The following is a 17,954-nucleotide window of genomic DNA, read 5'->3' as shown; positions in this document are numbered from 1 at the left end:
AGCATAGGAAACTTAACCCCAAACCAGGTACATCACTCTAAAACAGCAATAAAAACAGAAAGACTATGGAAGAATTATTATCGGAAAATACCTACCATTGTAAACCAGTTGCAGGACTAAAAATAAACTGTAAACCTATTGCAGGATTAATAAATTAAAATGTAAACTTTTTTTAGGACGAGTCAATCCGCTACAAGTCCTCGCTACGTTGCACTTCGCTGTGGGCTTTTCGCTTCTACCCCTCACGCAAAGAGCAGAAGTCAAAGGTTAGAGACTGTATTTCTGAGCACTGAGCACTGAACGCTGAGTACTGATTACTAACCCGCGTTAGGGATAGAAATGAAAATCCTTTTTTGCGAGGAACGAGCCTAAAAAGATTGAAATGGATAGCCCGCCCCGAGCATTGGGTAAGAGCTTGGCGGAGGGGAACGCCCAAATAAAAAGAATATGGACGAGATTGAGAATGAGATTAAGGTTGAGGTTGAGATTTGATCAATGAGTAAGGAGCAAGGAACAATGACTGAGCGTTGAGAATTTACCGTCGATAAACATAGATTCAGAAACAAAATGAAAAAGAGATTGAGAATGAGATTAAGGTTGAGGTTGAGATTTGATCAATGAGCAAGGAGCAAGGAAAAAAGAGCAACGACTGGGCGTTGAAAATTTAGCGTCGATAAACATAGATTCAGAAACAAAATAGAAAAGAGATTGAGAATGAGATAAGGTGGATCATAAGGGTCAATAAATACTCCTTTAAAATTTTTTACAAGCCTAAATATGTCATAATTGATAATGAAACCCACATTTGATTTTAAATTTCCAATATTTGTAGATTGTTTAATTGATAATTTTATGAGAAAAGCATTTGTAGCAATAGCAGCATTTTTAGTGGCTCTAACCATTATGTTGGGCTTATACAATCCATATTTATGGTGGGTTGCTGTTTTTACGGGTCCGTTTGTTTTATTAGGCATTTACGATCTCTACCAACCTAAACACAGTATTGTAAGAAACTATCCGGTATTTGGCAGATTGAGGTATTTTATGGAGGAGCTGAGGCCAAAAATATATCAATATTTTATAGAAAGTGATACAAATGGAACTCCCTATAGCAGATTAAACCGTTCTTTGATTTACCAAAGGGCAAAAAAAGAAAACGACACGATTCCTTTTGGCACGCAGTTGAGTGTGTATGAAAATGGCTATGAGTGGTTAAGCCACAGCATAGCTGCTATTTCTCATAACGACCTAAATCTAGATCCTCGCGTGTTGGTTGGTGGGCCCAATTGCACAAAACCTTATTTATCAAGCATTTATAATATTTCTGCCATGAGTTTTGGATCACTTAGTCAGAATGCAATTTTAGCCTTGAATGGAGGTGCCAAACTCGGCAACTTTGCTCATAATACAGGAGAAGGCGGACTTAGTGATTACCACCTAAAGCTAGGTGGCGATTTAATTTGGCAAATTGGTACGGGTTATTTTGGCTGCAGAAATCCAGATGGAACTTTCAACTTTGATGCTTTTGCCGAACGGGCCAAAACCGAGCAGGTAAAAATGATTGAAATTAAACTTTCTCAAGGCGCAAAACCTGGCCACGGGGGAATGTTGCCAGCGCAAAAAGTGACGCCAGAAATTGCACGTATTCGATTGGTTCCAGTTGGCAAAGATGTCTTGTCTCCACCCTCCCACTCTGCGTTTAGCACACCAATTGGCATGATGGAATTTTTACAAAAACTTCGGACACTTTCTGGAGGCAAACCTGTTGGTTTTAAATTGTGTGTTGGTCGTAAAAGTGAATTCTACGCAATTTGCAAAGCGATGATAGAAACAAATATCTACCCAGATTACATTACTGTAGATGGTGGAGAAGGTGGTACAGGAGCTGCACCGCAAGAGTTTTCTAACTCTGTGGGTATGCCTTTAAGAGAAGCACTTGCTTTTGTGTATGATGTATTGAATGGATTTGATTTAAAGAAACACATTAAAATTATTGCTGCCGGCAAAGTAGCCACTGGTTTTGATATTGTAAAAAATATTGCTTTGGGTGCAGATATGTGCAATGCAGCGCGAGGAATGATGTTTGCCTTGGGTTGCATACAAGCGTTGGAATGCAATAGAAACACTTGTCCAACTGGTGTAGCTACTCAAGACCCGAGTTTAATGAAGGGTTTGGTGGTAGAAGATAAAAAAGTACGCGTAAAGAATTTTCATAACCAAACGGTTGCTAGTGCTGTAGAACTTTTAGGGGCAGCTGGTTTAAAAGAACCAAGCCAGATGAATAGGGCGTACATAAATAGGCGAATCAGTCCGAGTAAAGTGCAATCTTATTTAGAAACTTATCCTTATAGTCCGACGGGTAGTTTATTGGAAACACCTTATCCTGCTCGTTTTGAGTTGGGGATGGCATTAAGTACTGCTCAAAGTTTCGCGCCAACCGATTATAAAGTTTCGGCGGTAGATTATGCACACGCCAACCCATATAACGAGTAGGCATTTCAAAAAATTTAAGTGATAAGAAGTTTTACGTACAATCTAAATAAGAATCTCCATCAACATGTAATGTTAACTTTAAATATGGCTTGATTTTTTATGAATAAAAAATCTATTCTAATGAAAATTTTAGATACGTTAGATGTTCCGATCAAGTATAAAGTTAGCGGATTGAATTGTTGAGGCGCCGAATAGCCGCTTACCCAAATTTATACTTCATTTCAAAAAACATATGCGGTATTCACTAAATGCTTTAGTTATGTAGTTTTGAGCAAATACCACAACAGACACACGCAAACCATTACTATTAAAATGGTAACTATCTTTACAAATGTGGTGGAATGGTAATAAATGCCATTGTTCAATTGTTTTTTGGTGTTGATGTATCTGACATAAGCTGCCCCTATGGTTATTCCTCCAAGTGCCACCAACATAATGCCGATGACATGAGAATAACCAGTTTGAGGAATTGTAGGCTTTGCACCCAACGCTGCAGAAATTTGCTTTACGAAAAGCGAAAATTTAACCACCACAAAACCAAAACCCATTATGCCAATACTTGTGCGAATCCAAGCTAAAAAAGTTCTTTCATTCGCTAAATGATCACTAACCTTTCCAACTGTTATCTGTTTGTTACTTGTTTCCACGGCTAAAACTCCATTGTTAAATGAGGTGTTAATTGAGTCTAATTTGAAAACTCATTTCTTTTATGCTTATAGAGCAAAATAAAATAGTCACAATTAAAAGTAGCTTTCCTTAAAACGACTTGGTGAACAGTAGTGATTTTTAAGTTATAAATCCTAAAAATGTTAAGTTAATACGTACTTCTTCTAAAACGGCGCATCTCGTTGTAGTAATTTCCATAAACAGTTAGGCTACTTTTTTTCAACATATAAATAGGCGTGCCATATAATGTTGAAAACCGATTGGCAATCGATAAAGTATCCAGCTTATTGCGATTTAAGTGCGCGGAAGTTAATCTATCCCGACCACAAAAAATGATCGATTTACCGTTTATAGTGCTTGGGGCCCAAACGGCAAAACTTCCATTTAAAGACACTATTTTAGGCATCGGAAAACGATCCTTATAGTAATCTAGCGCCGATGCTATGCCATAGTTTTCTGTATAAACTATTGTTGTTTTACGTTCTGCAGGAGAAAGTGACATATAAAGCGCAGAAGTTTTTTGCGCAAGTTCGTCCCAACCAATCATATCGGCATAATTCTGATTGATGGCATGAATCTTCTGGTCTTCCCATTTTACCGGAAAACTAATGCCAAAATGGGTATTTGCCCATCCAAAAACTTGTGCCGCAGTTTCTATGGGCAACATCGGCAGAACGATAATAGAAAGTAGAAGGTTAGGCAGAACCAGACCAAGCAAAAGCATTTGTTTTTTAACTGTAATGGCCACATTTAATAGTTTTTCAAAATATATTGCACCCGCAACAAATAATGGAGGATAAGCGCCAAATCCATAATATGGCTTCCCTTTAAGCAACGCTAGTACAGCCATCACAATGAGAAAAGAAATAGCGAAAAACCTATATGCTTTTAGCTTTTTAGAATAAAAGAGATAGAATAGTCCCATTAACCAGATAAATAGTGCAGAGCCATTTACCGATAGTTGCTGCACCAAAAAATCTAATCGATATAGATAATTAAGCTGTGTTTCCTTTAATTCGTGATAATGGACCAATGCAGGAAAACCATTCTCTATTTGCCAAATCAAATGAGGCAATAAGATGATGAATGCAATGACTATGGACAGATAAAAAGCTTTTTTTTGAAAAAGTATGCGCAGGCGAGGTGTAAAAGCTATTCCTATTAAAATACCCGCCACGTAAAGTAGCAAAGTGTATTTTAACAAAATACCAAATCCTACTACCACGCCAAGTTCATAAAGATAGGTGTCGTTTCGCTTTTGAATCCAGCAAACCAAAAAGTAAGTGGTAAGCAACCAAAAGAGCTCATCAAAAACCTGCGGAATAAACAATGCGCCAGATGCAAGAAACGCAGGCGAGAATGCAATTGCTGTGCAGGCAATTATTACCGCGAAATACTTCCCTCCCAATCTAATGGTTATAATTCCTGTTAAGTGAACAATTGCACCAGCACATATTGCGGGCAGTATCCGCATTGCAATTAAAGAATTTCCGAAAAGCCATTCTGAGACGTTGCCTATAACTGCTATTAGTGGCCCTGTTTCTTTATAACCCCAAGCAAGATGATCGCCTAATACCATGTAGAGCAATTCGTCTTCATGAAATCCATATGCATTTACGGTAACAAGGTGTAATAAAGTTTGAGTTAGCGCAATGCACGTGGTTAGCAAAATTAGCGCTTCTTTACGACTTAGATTTAGCCATTTGAATTTTAAAAGGAGCCAAAAATGTTGGCGTCTGGCAAAGGTTTGAATAGCCTGAAAACTTGCTTTTTCTTGAGACATAAGGTTTAAAGTTGTAGAGCGGCAATCCTAAGTCTCGAAAAAGTTTAAGTAGACAGACCATTTGAACACTAACGTTAGAAACCACAAATTTTTTATATTGTTTAGAAAAAATGATTGCGACCGCACAAATCGTGCATCTACAGATAGGCAAGATTATAGTACTAAGATTAAAATACCCTCAATTTATTGATTTATACAGGTTTAAAATAAATTTAGGTAGTCAGTTCATGTCTACATAGGGATAAACGATTTTTTTTATTTCCAGCTGCTAAATCATTAACAGTTATTGCTTTGCCTCGGTAAAAACAATGTGATATTTGGAAATATAATTAGTCGACTTGTGCCAATCGCGTGGAATATAAACTTTATGTCTTCATCCAGCAATTAAAAGAGGTTAAGCCAAAATCTATATGCGAACTTCTTATGATTATTACAATTCAAAATAATCGTTAGCATTGTTAAAGCAGATGTCCTGAACAATTTTTCCAATCCATTTTTCATCATCCGGAATTTGGCCGTTATCCATTTCGGTACCGAGTAGGTTACAAAGTACCCTGCGAAAATATTCATGTCTTGAGTAAGAAAGAAAACTTCTCGAATCGGTAAGCATTCCGATAAAAGTGCTCAGTATACCCATATTCGACAACGAATTCAATTGTTTTTCCATCCCATCTTTCTGATCTAAAAACCACCAACCAGCACCAAATTGCACTTTACCTTTCGTTTTTCCATCAGCAAAATTACCGATCATTGCGGCAAAAACATCGTTGTCTGCTGAGTTTAAGTTATAGATAATGGTTTTTGCAAGCTGGTCGTCTAAGCTCAGGTTTCCGAGAAAATTAGATAAGCTCTGCGCTTGCTTATAATCTCCTATAGAATCATACCCGGTATCAGGCCCCAATTTTCGCATCATCCCATAATTGTTATTTCTTATTGCTCCTAAATGAAACTGTTGGACCCAACCTTTTTCGTAATACATTTTGCTCAGTTCGCTCAACACATATCCTGCAAATGCTTCTGGATCTGAATACTGATCGGATTCTCCACTTAAAACTTTCGATACTTCTACTTTTTGAGCTTTTGAGAGCTGTATTTTGGAAGGAATGGTATTTAAGCCATGATCTGAAATGGTGGCTCCATGGGCCGCAAAAAAATCTACGCGGTCTTTTAAAGCTTCTAAGAGAGAATCTAAATCAGTGATGTTTATGTTAGATGCGGCCGAAAGTTTTTGTGTGTAGGCTCGATAAGCTTGTGCATCTTGAATCATTAAAGATTTATCAGGCCTGAAAGATGGCTTTACCTTAATTTCAAAACCCTGTGCCAACAAGTTTTTATGGTGCGAAAGATTGTCAGTTGGATCATCAGTTGTTCCAACCATTTTCACATTAAAATGCTTTAGTAAACCTTGGGTAGAAAAATTTTTCTCAGCAAGCAGCTCGTTGGATTCCCGATATATTTTTTTGGCAGATGATTCGTTTAAAAAAGAATTGATGCCAAACGGATTTTTCAATTCCATGTGTGTCCAGTGGAAAAGCGGGTTGCGAATCGTTTCTGGAACCACTTTCGCCCAAGCTAAAAACTTTTCTTCGTCAGAAGCATCACCTGTTATATAACGTTCGTCTACACCTAAAGTGCGCATTGCCCGCCATTTGTAATGATCGCCTTTGAGCCAAATTTGAGTAATATTTTCAAAGCTTTTATTTTCAGCAATTTCTTGCGGAGGCAGATGATTGTGGTAATCTATAATCGGCATATCTTTAGCATAATCATGGTAAAGAATTTTCGCTTTTTGGCTGTATAATAAAAAATTTTCAGGGATTACTGCTCCGTCTTTCATCGGTTTTTTTTTAATTTAAAAATCAAGATTTGTTTGTTGTTTTGATTGAGTGATTGTTGTATTTGCGTATCATTTCTAAAAAGCAAAGAAATTTAAACACACATCAAACCAGTCAAAAAATAAGGTTTTTAGTTGATTGGTTTTTTATTTTATTTAATGAAGAATCCACTTAGTTGCCAATATTTTGTTGCTAATTTTAGACAACTCTATTTTTAGGAGCTTATTTTGCCAATTCGTCTGTTAAAAGTTTTTCGATTGATTTTTCATTGTCCATGGCCACTAGAAAATCATTAATCGCTTTGCTAAAACCGGGAATTTTAGAAAGATCTTCGTCCCAAAGAGAGCGATCACTCAACATTTTTTCTATCAGCACCAAACCTTCGTTATTTTCATAGAACGCTGCCAAATGCTTTGCCTCGGTATCATTTATTAAATAGCTACCTTGCTGGTGAGCGCCAAAATATTGATTGTCAACGATTTTTGCAGGTTTCATAAAACGAATATATGCCGCAAAACCTATAGCCATTAAGGGTGGAAATGTATTAAATTCTTTCACGTAATTTAACAACACTGGTATTACTCTCATCTTAATTTTTGAGCTGTAATTTGATGTAATACCTAGCCACAGATGTTGTATATGGGGGTTTCTAAATCGATCTAACACATTGCATGCAAACTCATCTGTTACATTCTTTTGCACTTTATATGGAATGGCAGAAGCAATTTCCGAACACATTAAATTAGATATATAGCGCTCCATAGCTGTATCGTCCATAGCAGACTTAACCGTTTTAAAACCGGCTAAATAAGCCAAGCCGCAGGTAAGGGTATGCGTGGCGTTTAGCAGTCTGAGTTTGAGCTCTCGGTACAGATTAATGTCGGGCGTAACAACTACTCCTTTATCCGCAAAAGCGAAAGAAAGTACTTGCTTTATTTTTTCGTCGCCAGAAATTGCCCAAAGCCGATAAACTTCGGATACGATAAGCAAATCATCTTCATATCCAAAGTCTCTTTCTGCAGACTTCATCAGCTCCTCATCTGGCCTACCAGGTACGATACAGTCTACCAGTGAATTGCAAAAATAATTGTGCTCATTTACCCATTTAATAAAAGCATTCGATAAACTATTTTTATTCGCCAGCTTAAGCACAATGTCCTTTAGCTTGGCTCCATTATCTACAATCAATTCTGTCGGGACAATGACCAATCCTTTATCGGCAGCGCCTTCAAATTTAGTATAGCGATGAAATAAAACAGCCAGCAATTTCCCAGGAAACGATATTGGTGGATGTGCATTAACATCATCCTCCACCAATTGAATCCCTACTTCTGTGGTGTTGCTAATGATAATTTCGAGATGCGCACTTGCGGCTACATCGAGAATTTCTTCCCATTCCTTATTTGCCGTAAGCACCCTACTAATTGCGGAGCAAACTACATTTTGTTCCTTGGTTTCACCGTTCTCAATCCCTTTTATGCATAACGTATACAATGAATCCTGATCATCAAAGGCACGCGTAGATCCATAATCTGTAGACTTCACCACTACTACTCTGCCGTTAAAAACGCCTTGTTGATTGGCCTTGTCGATAAAATAATCCGGCAGCGCACGTAACAAAACTCCTGTTCCAAATTGCAATACCTTCTCTGGCAATTCGAAAATATTTGCACTTGGCAAGGATACATTCTGTGCGTCTATGTTTTTTAAATTCTTTCTGGTTAACCTCATCAATCTCAATTTATTTTTTGCTTATTCTAACAAACATGGGATTAATGTTTGCATAATAGTAGGTTTGATAATATCAAGTAACTTTCTTCCATGTAAATGTTTATACAACGATGCATCGCCTGCTAAAAGAACAGTTGATTTACCTGATTTTTCGCTCTTCGCTAAAAAAGTTGGAAGAAATATTGTCTTCAGTAATCACTTGGATACAATAGTAATGGATTTAAAATAACCAGGCAAAAAACATGGAAAAAAATCTTCACAATAGATTATAGACTGCTAAGATATTATATTATTAGCAGACATCGATCGTTTAAAACGCAACTCGACAGGTTTCTACTTTTAATTTTTAGGATTATTTATTTTGCCCATTTATCTGCCAGACATTGGAAGTGCGCAATATCAATCTAACGATCATTATTAGTTCTTAATGTATTGTTAGGAAACTTGTGGTGGTCGCCAACCAGATTTAGATTGTTTAACAAGGCTAATATTAGTATTCGGTTGCAGCAATTCTACCAGTGTACATCTAAATCATCTCTTTCTGGGCTAGAGCGTTGGGATTTGAGATAAGATGATAGGCGCAGAAATGCTTATTTAGTTAATGAAACGCAAATTTGCAGTAGAACAATTTGAAATTAATAAATCGGAAAACAAATTGCCAATTAACCTATTAGGAGCACAACAAAGAGCATTTAATTTGATTTCCCAAATCCTCCAGTTAATTTATCTTTTGAGACATTAGAATTCTAATTTGATCCGCAATCCATCCTGGGTTTTCGAGCGGCATTAAATGACCCAAACTTGAGGTGGTAATTAATTTAGCTTCTGGCCAAACATTTAGTAAGCTTTTTTTTACAAGTTTTGGAGTGACTACTGGATCATCTTGCGAGTTGATAATTGCTATCGGAAGCTTCAAAGTTTTTGCCGCATCTTCAATAGAATCGTTCATTCCTTCCAGAATCCACCAACGCCAAGTCGTATTGTCTGCAGTTATATTGTTATCCAAAGCCAACTTATACGGTACTTCGCTCAGGCACTTTCTGGTAATATTTTCTATTGTCTTTTTGGCTTCTAACCTGTTTGGGTGATGGAGTATCCGATTTTTTTCTGCTTCCTCAATCGGTTCAACTCCAGGTGGCGAGGGCGCAATTAAAATGAGCTGAGCAATATTACCTAACTTATCATCAACAGCCATTTGCACGGCAATTTTTGCGCCCATAGAATGACCAACAACTACATAATTGTTAATGTCTAAGGACTTTAATTCGTTTATAATGTGGGCGGCAAATCCTTTAATGGATGGTAATTTTAAGGCTCCACAATTTCCAAACCCGGGGAAATTTAAGGCAACGCATCGAAATTCCCCTTCAAGCTCATTTATTATCCATTGCCAGCTCTGATCAGAGCCGCCAAAATAATGGAGAAAAACCAAAACGGGGAACTCTTCGCTTAAATTATGTGTACTCAAAATAGCCATTAATTGTTTTTATTGATTTCGTTAAAATGGTAACAGGAATTTAAACTTCCACTTTCAATCGCGCCGGTCTGTCTGTAATTTCGAGCATTTCGCCATAAGGCACAATGGTAATCTGTCCAAACTCTTCTAAAAGCATTTTATAGGCATGCGCTACGGGGTGTGGTTTTCTGTCCATATTGTATAAACCACATTCATTTATGGTGCCTACTTTTTTAGCCAAACCAATGTCCCAATCCACTTGATCAATTAAACTATACCAGGTAAAACCCAATACAGGAATACCGTCTTCTCTCATCCTTAAGATGTTGAGCCACTGTTTCCATAGCCAGGCGGGCGCTTCTTTTGAATTAAAAGTGTTAGTCTCGGTATGCATAACCGGCTTTTTATAACGATTATAATATTCTCGAGTAATCAAATACCATCCCCAAACATCAGGCGCAGTAATGCTTTCGCCATTGCTCAGCTTAATCGTTTCATTCCTTCCATAATAGTCATTGCCCGTTACCTGATAACCTGGTGGTTCTCCGGTCATAAACCATTCATATTCTTTTCTTGTCATTCCATTTTCATGGAGATAAATATAAACATCTGCATCCGGTGGGTGCGCATAGAGCAGATCAAGTGCCAAGAATCTAACTTTATTTGTAATTGCAATCTCTGGAGATTTTTCCAAATAAGCTTCGTGAATGTACTCAGCAGATTCACTTTGCACAATAACACAATCTGGCCTCTGACTTGCGATTTGATGTGTGGCTAAAATACTCGCGGCGGTAATGTTTTTAAGGGCAGTTACAAATGCTCGATCGGATTTTAATTGTTCATTCCAAATCCCATCTTTTGCACTCATTTTTGCCGTTACGTAGATTTCATTTACAGGGGTGTAGAATTTTACCCAAGGATATCTTTTGGCCACATTGCTGGCATAATTGGCAAAGTGAATGGGTAACTCAGGATTCTGAAAATTGCCGATCCAATCAGGAACTCCAAAATGCATTAAATCTAAAATTGGGGTAATTTCCAACCGCTTAATTTCATTCATCACCTTATCTGCAAAACTCCAATCGAACTTATTTTTTCCGATGTGTATCGCATAATAAGGCAAACCGTATCTTAAAACTTTAATCCCTAGATCTTTAACAAGGCCAAGATCTTCCCTCCAGCGTGCGTAATGGTCACATTCTGCCAATAAGTCTCTTCTTGTTTTTCCATGATCGATGGTAGGATAGGAACATTCTATACCTGTAGCAAACATAAAATTCCCAGTATTGTTTTGCGGCAGACCGCTCCCATCTTTACCTCTCGCGCCTCCATATTGATCTCCATTATGGGTTGCGGTACCATATTTTTTATTTACAAATTTTAGAAAACTTTCCGCTGCCATGTTTTATTTATTACCTGATGTGGAATGTTCTTTCAAAAAATTATCGGCGATATGCAGCGCCACAGCCATAATCGTGAGCGTCGGATTTACAGTTAGCGAGCTTGGAAAAATTGAATTGTCGGAGATGTACAGATTCGGCACATCGAAAGATTTTCCTTTCGCATTCACTACAGCGTTTGCAGAATCAGCTCCCATTCTACAAGTACCAATGGTATGTGCGTTTCGGGCAACCTTAAATGTGTTTTTAGCCCCTGCTATTTTCCAAATTTTCTCCATATACTTTTCTCCATGAGCCGCCATGCGTTTTTCGTTTTCGCCGTTAGAAAAATAAATCCGTGGTTTTTGCAAACCAAGTTGGTCTTGCTCATCAGAAAGTTCCAGAAAATTATGCTCACTTGGTAGACATTCGCCGTGAATATTGATTCCGGCTACATGGTTGTAAGCAGCCATTCTTTCGCGAAGTTTTTTCCCCCAAACACCTGTTGCCCTAGTTAATTGCGAAGCGTAGGTTATTGGCATTACCCCGATTGATTGTAATAAGTAGCCACTTGCAAAATCCGCATCCTTTGGCCTACGTAAATCTTCGGAGATTAAACTTGCAGGAATACCTTTGTAAGGATGAACCAAATCAGGAAATTCTCCCCACAATTGGACACCAACATTTGCCATGAAGTTTTTACCAACTTGTCCGCTGCTGTTCGCTAAATTATTCATTAAAAGTAATCGAGGTGTTTCTATAGCGCCTGCACACAAAAAAACATTTTTGCACAGTTGCGTTTCCTCAACTCCATTTACAGTATAAACTACTGCCCTTATGGCGCCGACATCTTCTGTTCTCAATTTAGTCACAAAGCATTCAGTTCTAATTTCCGCTCCGAAATGAATGGCTTTAGGGATAAAAGTTACATCTGTACTCGCTTTTGCACCGGTGCTGCAACCCGCTTCGCAAAAACCTCTATTGATACAGGCATTTCTCTCACCCACGTGTTCTTGTTTATAGGGCCGGGATAAAATTGCATTTGCCGCTACAGAGGTGTTAATATTTAGTTCATCGCAACCTATTTCCATCAACTGAGCGGCACCATTTATGGCGTTTGCTGGAAGTGGATAGCCGGCATTTCTTTTCGGACCCCACGGATAGGGTGTTGGTCCAGAAATTCCTAAAAATAATTCTAATTCATCAAAATACGGCTCCAAATCATCATAACTGATCGGCCAATCTTTCCCAACGCCAAAATCTGTTTGAATCGTAAAATCATCAGGATGTGGCCTTGGAGTGTAGGCCGTGTAGGCAAGTGTCGAGCCACCAACACCAATGCCAGAGTTATTCCTGCCAAACGGTAGCGCGTCGTCGCCTGCGGATAATCTTTCATAATTCCAAATTATCTTTCGTTGCTCAATTTCGTCGGTTGCAAAATCTACTTTGGGGTTCCAAAATTTTCCTGCTTCTAAAGCCACAACCTTTAAACCCGCCTGCGCAAGTCGGGCAATAATAGGTGCTCCTCCAGCGCCCGTTCCAATAATTACCGCATCTACGAGCTCTTTAGTCGAATATTTTTGCATTAATTTTTGATAAATTCGTAAATTTGCACCCTAGCTCCATCGGTTATCTTAAACATTGCTTATAACTACTGACTTTTTATTTCTCAATCATTCTCTAGGTTTTCTGTTTGATTAAGTTTAAGCTTCGTCCAACCTTTTGCATCGGCCATGCCAACATAATTTATGCTTATTTGAATCTCTGGGTGACTAAAAAAAATCGCTGCTGTCTCTGCAAGTAAATCTTCAAAAAATAGTTTAGGGTTTATTTTTTTCCATATTTCACCTTCCAATTCACCATTTTGGAGATCGCTCAAAAGATCAATTTGTTGTTGCTGTGCCAATAGAATAAAGTGTTTATCAAACCTTATTAGGGAGGCTTCTTCGATGCCTTTTAAGCCTAGTCTGTACACCACATCATCTTTCGGCATGCTGTCGTAACGCCAACCATCACAATCATTATTTTTAAGGCGTTCATCGATAAATGAAGCAATATCTACCATTCTATCTGTTGGATCTTGATTCATTAAAAGATCGCAAATAACAGATAAAAGAGTATACGATTCAATATCGAAAAACGAATTTTTAACCACACGCTCAAATCTATTTTCCAATACATTTCGAGTTGATGCAGTTAAAAACGCGCTGTTTAATAATAGCTTTACCTGCTCTCGATTTCCAGCATGTTCATTTTGCATGTCTTGATATAAATTAGCTGGACAATCTACCGCCAGTCACATGAAGCAAGCTTCCTGTCATAAAGCTTCCATCACTAGAAGCAAGCAATACGTATGCTGGCGCCAATTCTTCGGGCTGCCCAGGTCGTTCTAATGCAACCTCATGACCAAAATTTTCAACCTCCTCAATCGGCATGGTTCCGGGAATATTGGGTGTCCAAACCGGACCAATTATTACACAATTTACCCGAATATTTTTACTTCCCAGTTGTAAAGCAAGTGACTTTGTAAAAGCATTTATTGCACCTTTTGTTGCTGTGTAATCTACCAAAATTGGCAACCCAGTTATCCCAATTATACTGCCGCTGTTAACAATTGCATCTCCACTGTGCAGATGGGGCAGTGCAGCTTGCGCCATAAAGAAATAGGCAAAAATGTTCGTTTCAAAAGTCCGCCTTAAATTTTCTTCTGTAATGTCTTCTAATTTTTCTTCTACGTGCTGATAGGCTGCATTGTTAACTAAAATATTAAGTTTGCCATATCTGTCAACGGTCTGTTTTACTGCATTAAAACATGCCTCTTTATTTCTAACGTCAGCTTTGATTGTCAAACAAGTTCTTCCTGCTTCCTCTACCATCTTCTTGGTCGTTTCTGCGTCAGCATCATTCACATTATAAACAATGGCCACATCTGCACCTTCTTTAGCAAATGCAACAGCAACTGCACGTCCAATACCAGAGTCGGCACCAGTTATAATTGCCACTTTATCCGCTAATTTACCAGCCGCTTTATATTCAGATAAATCGCTTTGTGGTTGCAGATCCATATCTGATTGTTTTGCAGGATATGGTAATTTTTGTCCTTTTATCTCGCTCGATTTTACCCGAACTTTTTCATTTGCCATCGTATATAGGTATTATATTATTTTTTTCATGAAGTAAGTTTTTAAAACCCTATTGGTTTATTTATTCCTTTCATTTAATCTTTTCAAGCGGCTACAGAAATATTTATTCAATTTCTAAATGCTTTATATAATCTGCATTTAACAACGTTGTCGAAAAAAAGGTTTTGGATAAATAGTTGTTTTTGCATGTTAGCAGCAAAACTAACTGAAGCGTAACTTTTTAGCCACCAGAAGAGTATACTAAGATTTTTATTGTAAAAGTATTTCATTTCGCCGGACGATTCGAAGACATGGGGAATAGCTATAGTGATCGAATTTATAATGACCTGATTGCTTAACTGGGGCGAAACCTTTTAAAAAAGATACCGCTTTTTAAGTAAAGAAACAATTTTCTATCTTTTCCCGTACAATTCTTTTGCTTTTTTAATTGACCTTTCCAAATCAATACCTTTGCCCAAAACGCCCTTAAAAATATCTCCTTTTTTCTTCAGTCGCTGTATCGCATTAAAAATCGTGAAGTCTTTCATTTTCAAACCAGGTTTTACTTCGCTCCACTCAAGAGGCATTGACACTGCTGCGCCCGGTTTAGGTCTAAGCGAATATGGCCCAGCAATGGTTGCTCCGGGTCTATTTTGAAGAAAATCCAAATACATCTTTCCTTTCCTAGCAGAAATCATTCTTTCCAACGAGGTAAAATCCGGAATTTCTTCCTGCACAATTCCAACAATTATTCTAGCGAACAACTGCGTCTGATCATACGTGTATTTTGCGCCCATCGGAATGTAAATATGGATACCTGTAGAGCCAGAAGTTTTTGGAAAACTCGGCACATCAATCGAATCCAATATTTTCTTCACCACTAAAGCAGCCTCTATCACCTTATCAAAATGATGCTTGTCGGGGTCGAGGTCTATCACACAATAATCTGGATTTTCTGGCGATTGAACTCTAGAAAACCAAGGGTTGATTTCTATACAGCCCAAAGATGCAATCCATAAGAGCGTCGCCACATCATCACCGACCAAATATTCTTTAGGTTCTCCTTCACTCGTGGTGTATGGAAATGTTTTAGCCCATTCTGGCGCTTTGCCCCTCACATCTTTTTGATAGAAACTTTTTCCATTAATGCCTCCGGGAAACCGATTAAGAGATTGGGGCCGATCTTTAAGATACGGCAATATAAAATCAGCCACCTGATAGTAATAATTAAATAAATCTCGTTTTGTTACGCCATCTTCCGGCCAATAAACCTTAGATAAATTGGTGAATTTAAGCTCTTTTCCATTCACTTTGCGTACCTGTGTTTCATCTTTCGGGTTCAACAACGTTTTAGGAATGGTCACTTTTGGTGGCCGTATTGCGTCGGCATGTTTGTCTATTTTATCCTGCTTCGACTTGTTTAATTCGCTAGAAACCTCAATCTCCTTCTCTACTTCGGCTACAAAGGCCTCGGTATTTTTTGCTATTTCTCTAATCACTTCCGAAGCTTTTTTATCTTCCCGCATCCCTTGAAAGGATGGATGGCGAAAAATTCCGTCGGCGGTAATTTCTGTAAATCCGACCTCGCAGACCAGTTCTGGTTTCATCCAAGTAGCCTGCGCATTAAGCTGTTTATGTTGAAAACGTGAAAGTTTATTGATGTCTGGCGCAGCCTTAAACGGAGTTTTGTTTGAGATAAATGGCTTAAAGAGTTCCATCATTTTCTTCTGATCGCCATCCGAAAAACCAGTGCCAACTTTGCCGACATACGTAAGGACTTTATCTTCATACACGGCAAGTATGAGTGAACTAAATAGTTTCGAGGTGTCTTGATTACGGGTATAACCGGCCACAATCACCTCCTGCCTTCTTTTTACTTTAATTTTTAACCATTCTTTTGAACGGCCATTTAAAAGATAAGTGGAAGATTTTCTTTTAGCCATAATTCCCTCCAGACCCATTCTTTCGGCCGCGTCGAAAAAATCGACACCGCTTGCATTAAAAATCTTGGAAATTCGAATTCGGTCGTCGCCAATTGGCAAAACTTCTCTAAGAATCGCTTGGCGCTCTACGAGCGTTAGTTCGGTCAAATCCTTTCCGTCACACCAAATGATGTCGAACACATAAAATACCAGTTCTCCATCTGCCTCACTTCTCCAGTTCTGCAATTGCGAAAAATTTGAAACTCCTTTCTCATCAAGTACCAATATCTCCCCATCTATAACTGCTTTCAGTTTCCATGATTCCAGTATTTTCAGAATGGGATAAAACTTATCATTAAAGGATTTATTGTTTCGAGAAAGTATATTTACCAAACCATCATTCACAAATGCGACTGCGCGATAGCCATCCCACTTCACTTCATATTGCCACTCGGGATCATCAAAAGGATCATCTACCAAGGTTGCGAGCATCGGCTTAATTGCTTTCGGAATGCTTCTCTTTGGGGCTTTTTTCAGGAGTGTTAAAACATCTATTTCTAAAGAATCTTTGGCTATTTCATTTTTTTTTAAATCGGGGTGATCGTGCTCAATTTTCTTAGATTTTTTGATTTTCAGCTCCTTTTTAAGAACCTCTTGTTCATGACAAGATTTCCATACTTTTTCGCTAAACTTCGCCATCATATCGATTGTCTGATCGGACAAGATCGATTTATCCTGTTTGGTAACGTCTATTTTTGAGGCAAAATCGTCATTGTGCTTAATCAAAAGCCAAGCATTATCACCCATGTGCTTTGTTTTTACCAAAGCGAATTCCCCATTAAGTTTCTCACCGTGCAACCGCATCTTTACTGATCCTTTCGCAAGTTCGGAAAGCAGGTATTTCTCCTGTGCTCTTTTACCTCTTATAGGTTCGATTGTTTCATAATAGCCTTGGTCCCAAACGATAACCGTCCCTCCACCGTATTCTCCCTTTGGAATAATCCCCTCAAAATTTCCGTAATCAAAAGGATGATCTTCTACCATCATGGCTAGATGCTTCACCTTTGGATCTAACGATGGACCTTTCGGCACTGCCCAGCTTTTTAAAACTCCGTCCATTTCCAAACGGAAATCGTAATGAAGACGAGAAGCATCGTGTTTTTGAATAACAAACATCAACTTACTTTTATCCTTGCTGATGCCGGCCTTAGGTTCTGTAGTCTTTGAAAAATCTCTTTTTTCGTTATATTTTTCCAAGCTCATAACAAACGGTTTTATTACAATGGAATCAGAGAACATTACTAAAACAAAAAATGTTTTTTAACTTGAAGTTGGCATTAAAGTACGTATCGAGTGCTCAGTTCATTTACTTGCAGCTTAAGCAGTTTATACAAAATGAGTTGTTGAGTTAAAATAAGCCGGTTTGTCAGTTTTGTCTTTTAGAAAAACAATCGGCTTACAATTCTGACGAACTGGCTGGTAGGACGGAATAAAAATACGCCTAAACGATTACTGGAGAACAACAACTATTCCCTATCGTTAAAATGGTAAAATCTTTTGCGTGAAC

At 38.1% G+C, this 17,954-nt stretch carries 11 protein-coding genes; 1 reads left to right on the top strand and 10 read right to left on the bottom strand.

All coding sequences use genetic code 11. The features are described from left to right. Positions 1-852 precede the first annotated feature (852 nt). Positions 853-2,493 (top strand): FMN-binding glutamate synthase family protein, encoded by a 1,641-nt coding sequence (locus tag ACVWYG_RS06495; RefSeq protein WP_457269355.1) that lies wholly within the window; start codon positions 853-855, stop codon positions 2,491-2,493. Between the two features lie 257 nt (positions 2,494-2,750). Here ACVWYG_RS06495 and ACVWYG_RS06490 read toward each other — a convergent pair whose 3' ends face one another. From ACVWYG_RS06490 to ligD, 10 genes are all read right to left on the bottom strand, one after another. Continuing rightward, positions 2,751-3,140, bottom strand: coding sequence for a YidH family protein (locus tag ACVWYG_RS06490; protein WP_457269354.1), 390 nt, complete (start codon positions 3,138-3,140; stop codon positions 2,751-2,753). Between the two features lie 167 nt (positions 3,141-3,307). Beyond that, entirely contained in the window at positions 3,308-4,942 is a 1,635-nt protein-coding gene (locus ACVWYG_RS06485) for a glycosyltransferase family 39 protein (protein ID WP_457269353.1), read from the bottom strand. A gap of 430 nt (positions 4,943-5,372) precedes the next feature. Next, positions 5,373-6,779, bottom strand: coding sequence for a glucuronate isomerase (gene uxaC, locus ACVWYG_RS06480; RefSeq protein ID WP_457269352.1), 1,407 nt, complete (start codon positions 6,777-6,779; stop codon positions 5,373-5,375). A 220-nt stretch (positions 6,780-6,999) separates the two neighbouring features. Next, on the bottom strand, positions 7,000-8,508 hold the full coding sequence (locus ACVWYG_RS06475) for a tagaturonate reductase (protein WP_457269351.1): 1,509 nt from the start codon (positions 8,506-8,508) through the stop codon (positions 7,000-7,002). A 718-nt stretch (positions 8,509-9,226) separates the two neighbouring features. Then, positions 9,227-9,985, bottom strand: a complete 759-nt coding sequence (locus ACVWYG_RS06470) for an alpha/beta fold hydrolase (RefSeq protein ID WP_457269350.1) — start codon at positions 9,983-9,985, stop codon at positions 9,227-9,229. Between the two features lie 40 nt (positions 9,986-10,025). Continuing rightward, the gene (locus tag ACVWYG_RS06465; protein WP_457269349.1) at positions 10,026-11,366 is read right to left on the bottom strand and encodes a family 1 glycosylhydrolase; all 1,341 of its coding nucleotides are present in this window, start codon (positions 11,364-11,366) and stop codon (positions 10,026-10,028) included. A gap of 3 nt (positions 11,367-11,369) precedes the next feature. Continuing rightward, a complete protein-coding gene (locus tag ACVWYG_RS06460; protein WP_457269348.1) occupies positions 11,370-12,929 on the bottom strand; it encodes a GMC family oxidoreductase in 1,560 nt (519 codons plus the stop codon). An 83-nt stretch (positions 12,930-13,012) separates the two neighbouring features. After that, the gene (locus ACVWYG_RS06455) at positions 13,013-13,603 is read right to left on the bottom strand and encodes a gluconate 2-dehydrogenase subunit 3 family protein (protein ID WP_457269347.1); all 591 of its coding nucleotides are present in this window, start codon (positions 13,601-13,603) and stop codon (positions 13,013-13,015) included. A 13-nt stretch (positions 13,604-13,616) separates the two neighbouring features. Beyond that, positions 13,617-14,486, bottom strand: coding sequence for an SDR family oxidoreductase (locus ACVWYG_RS06450; RefSeq protein WP_457269346.1), 870 nt, complete (start codon positions 14,484-14,486; stop codon positions 13,617-13,619). A gap of 392 nt (positions 14,487-14,878) precedes the next feature. Continuing rightward, positions 14,879-17,650 (bottom strand): DNA ligase D, encoded by a 2,772-nt coding sequence (gene ligD, locus ACVWYG_RS06445; RefSeq protein WP_457269345.1) that lies wholly within the window; start codon positions 17,648-17,650, stop codon positions 14,879-14,881. Between the last annotated feature and the right edge of the window lie 304 nt (positions 17,651-17,954).

The organism is Pedobacter sp. UYEF25, from assembly GCF_054061655.1.
The sequence above is the reverse complement of the archived record's forward strand: the minus strand, read 5'-3'. Positions and strand labels throughout refer to the sequence as shown.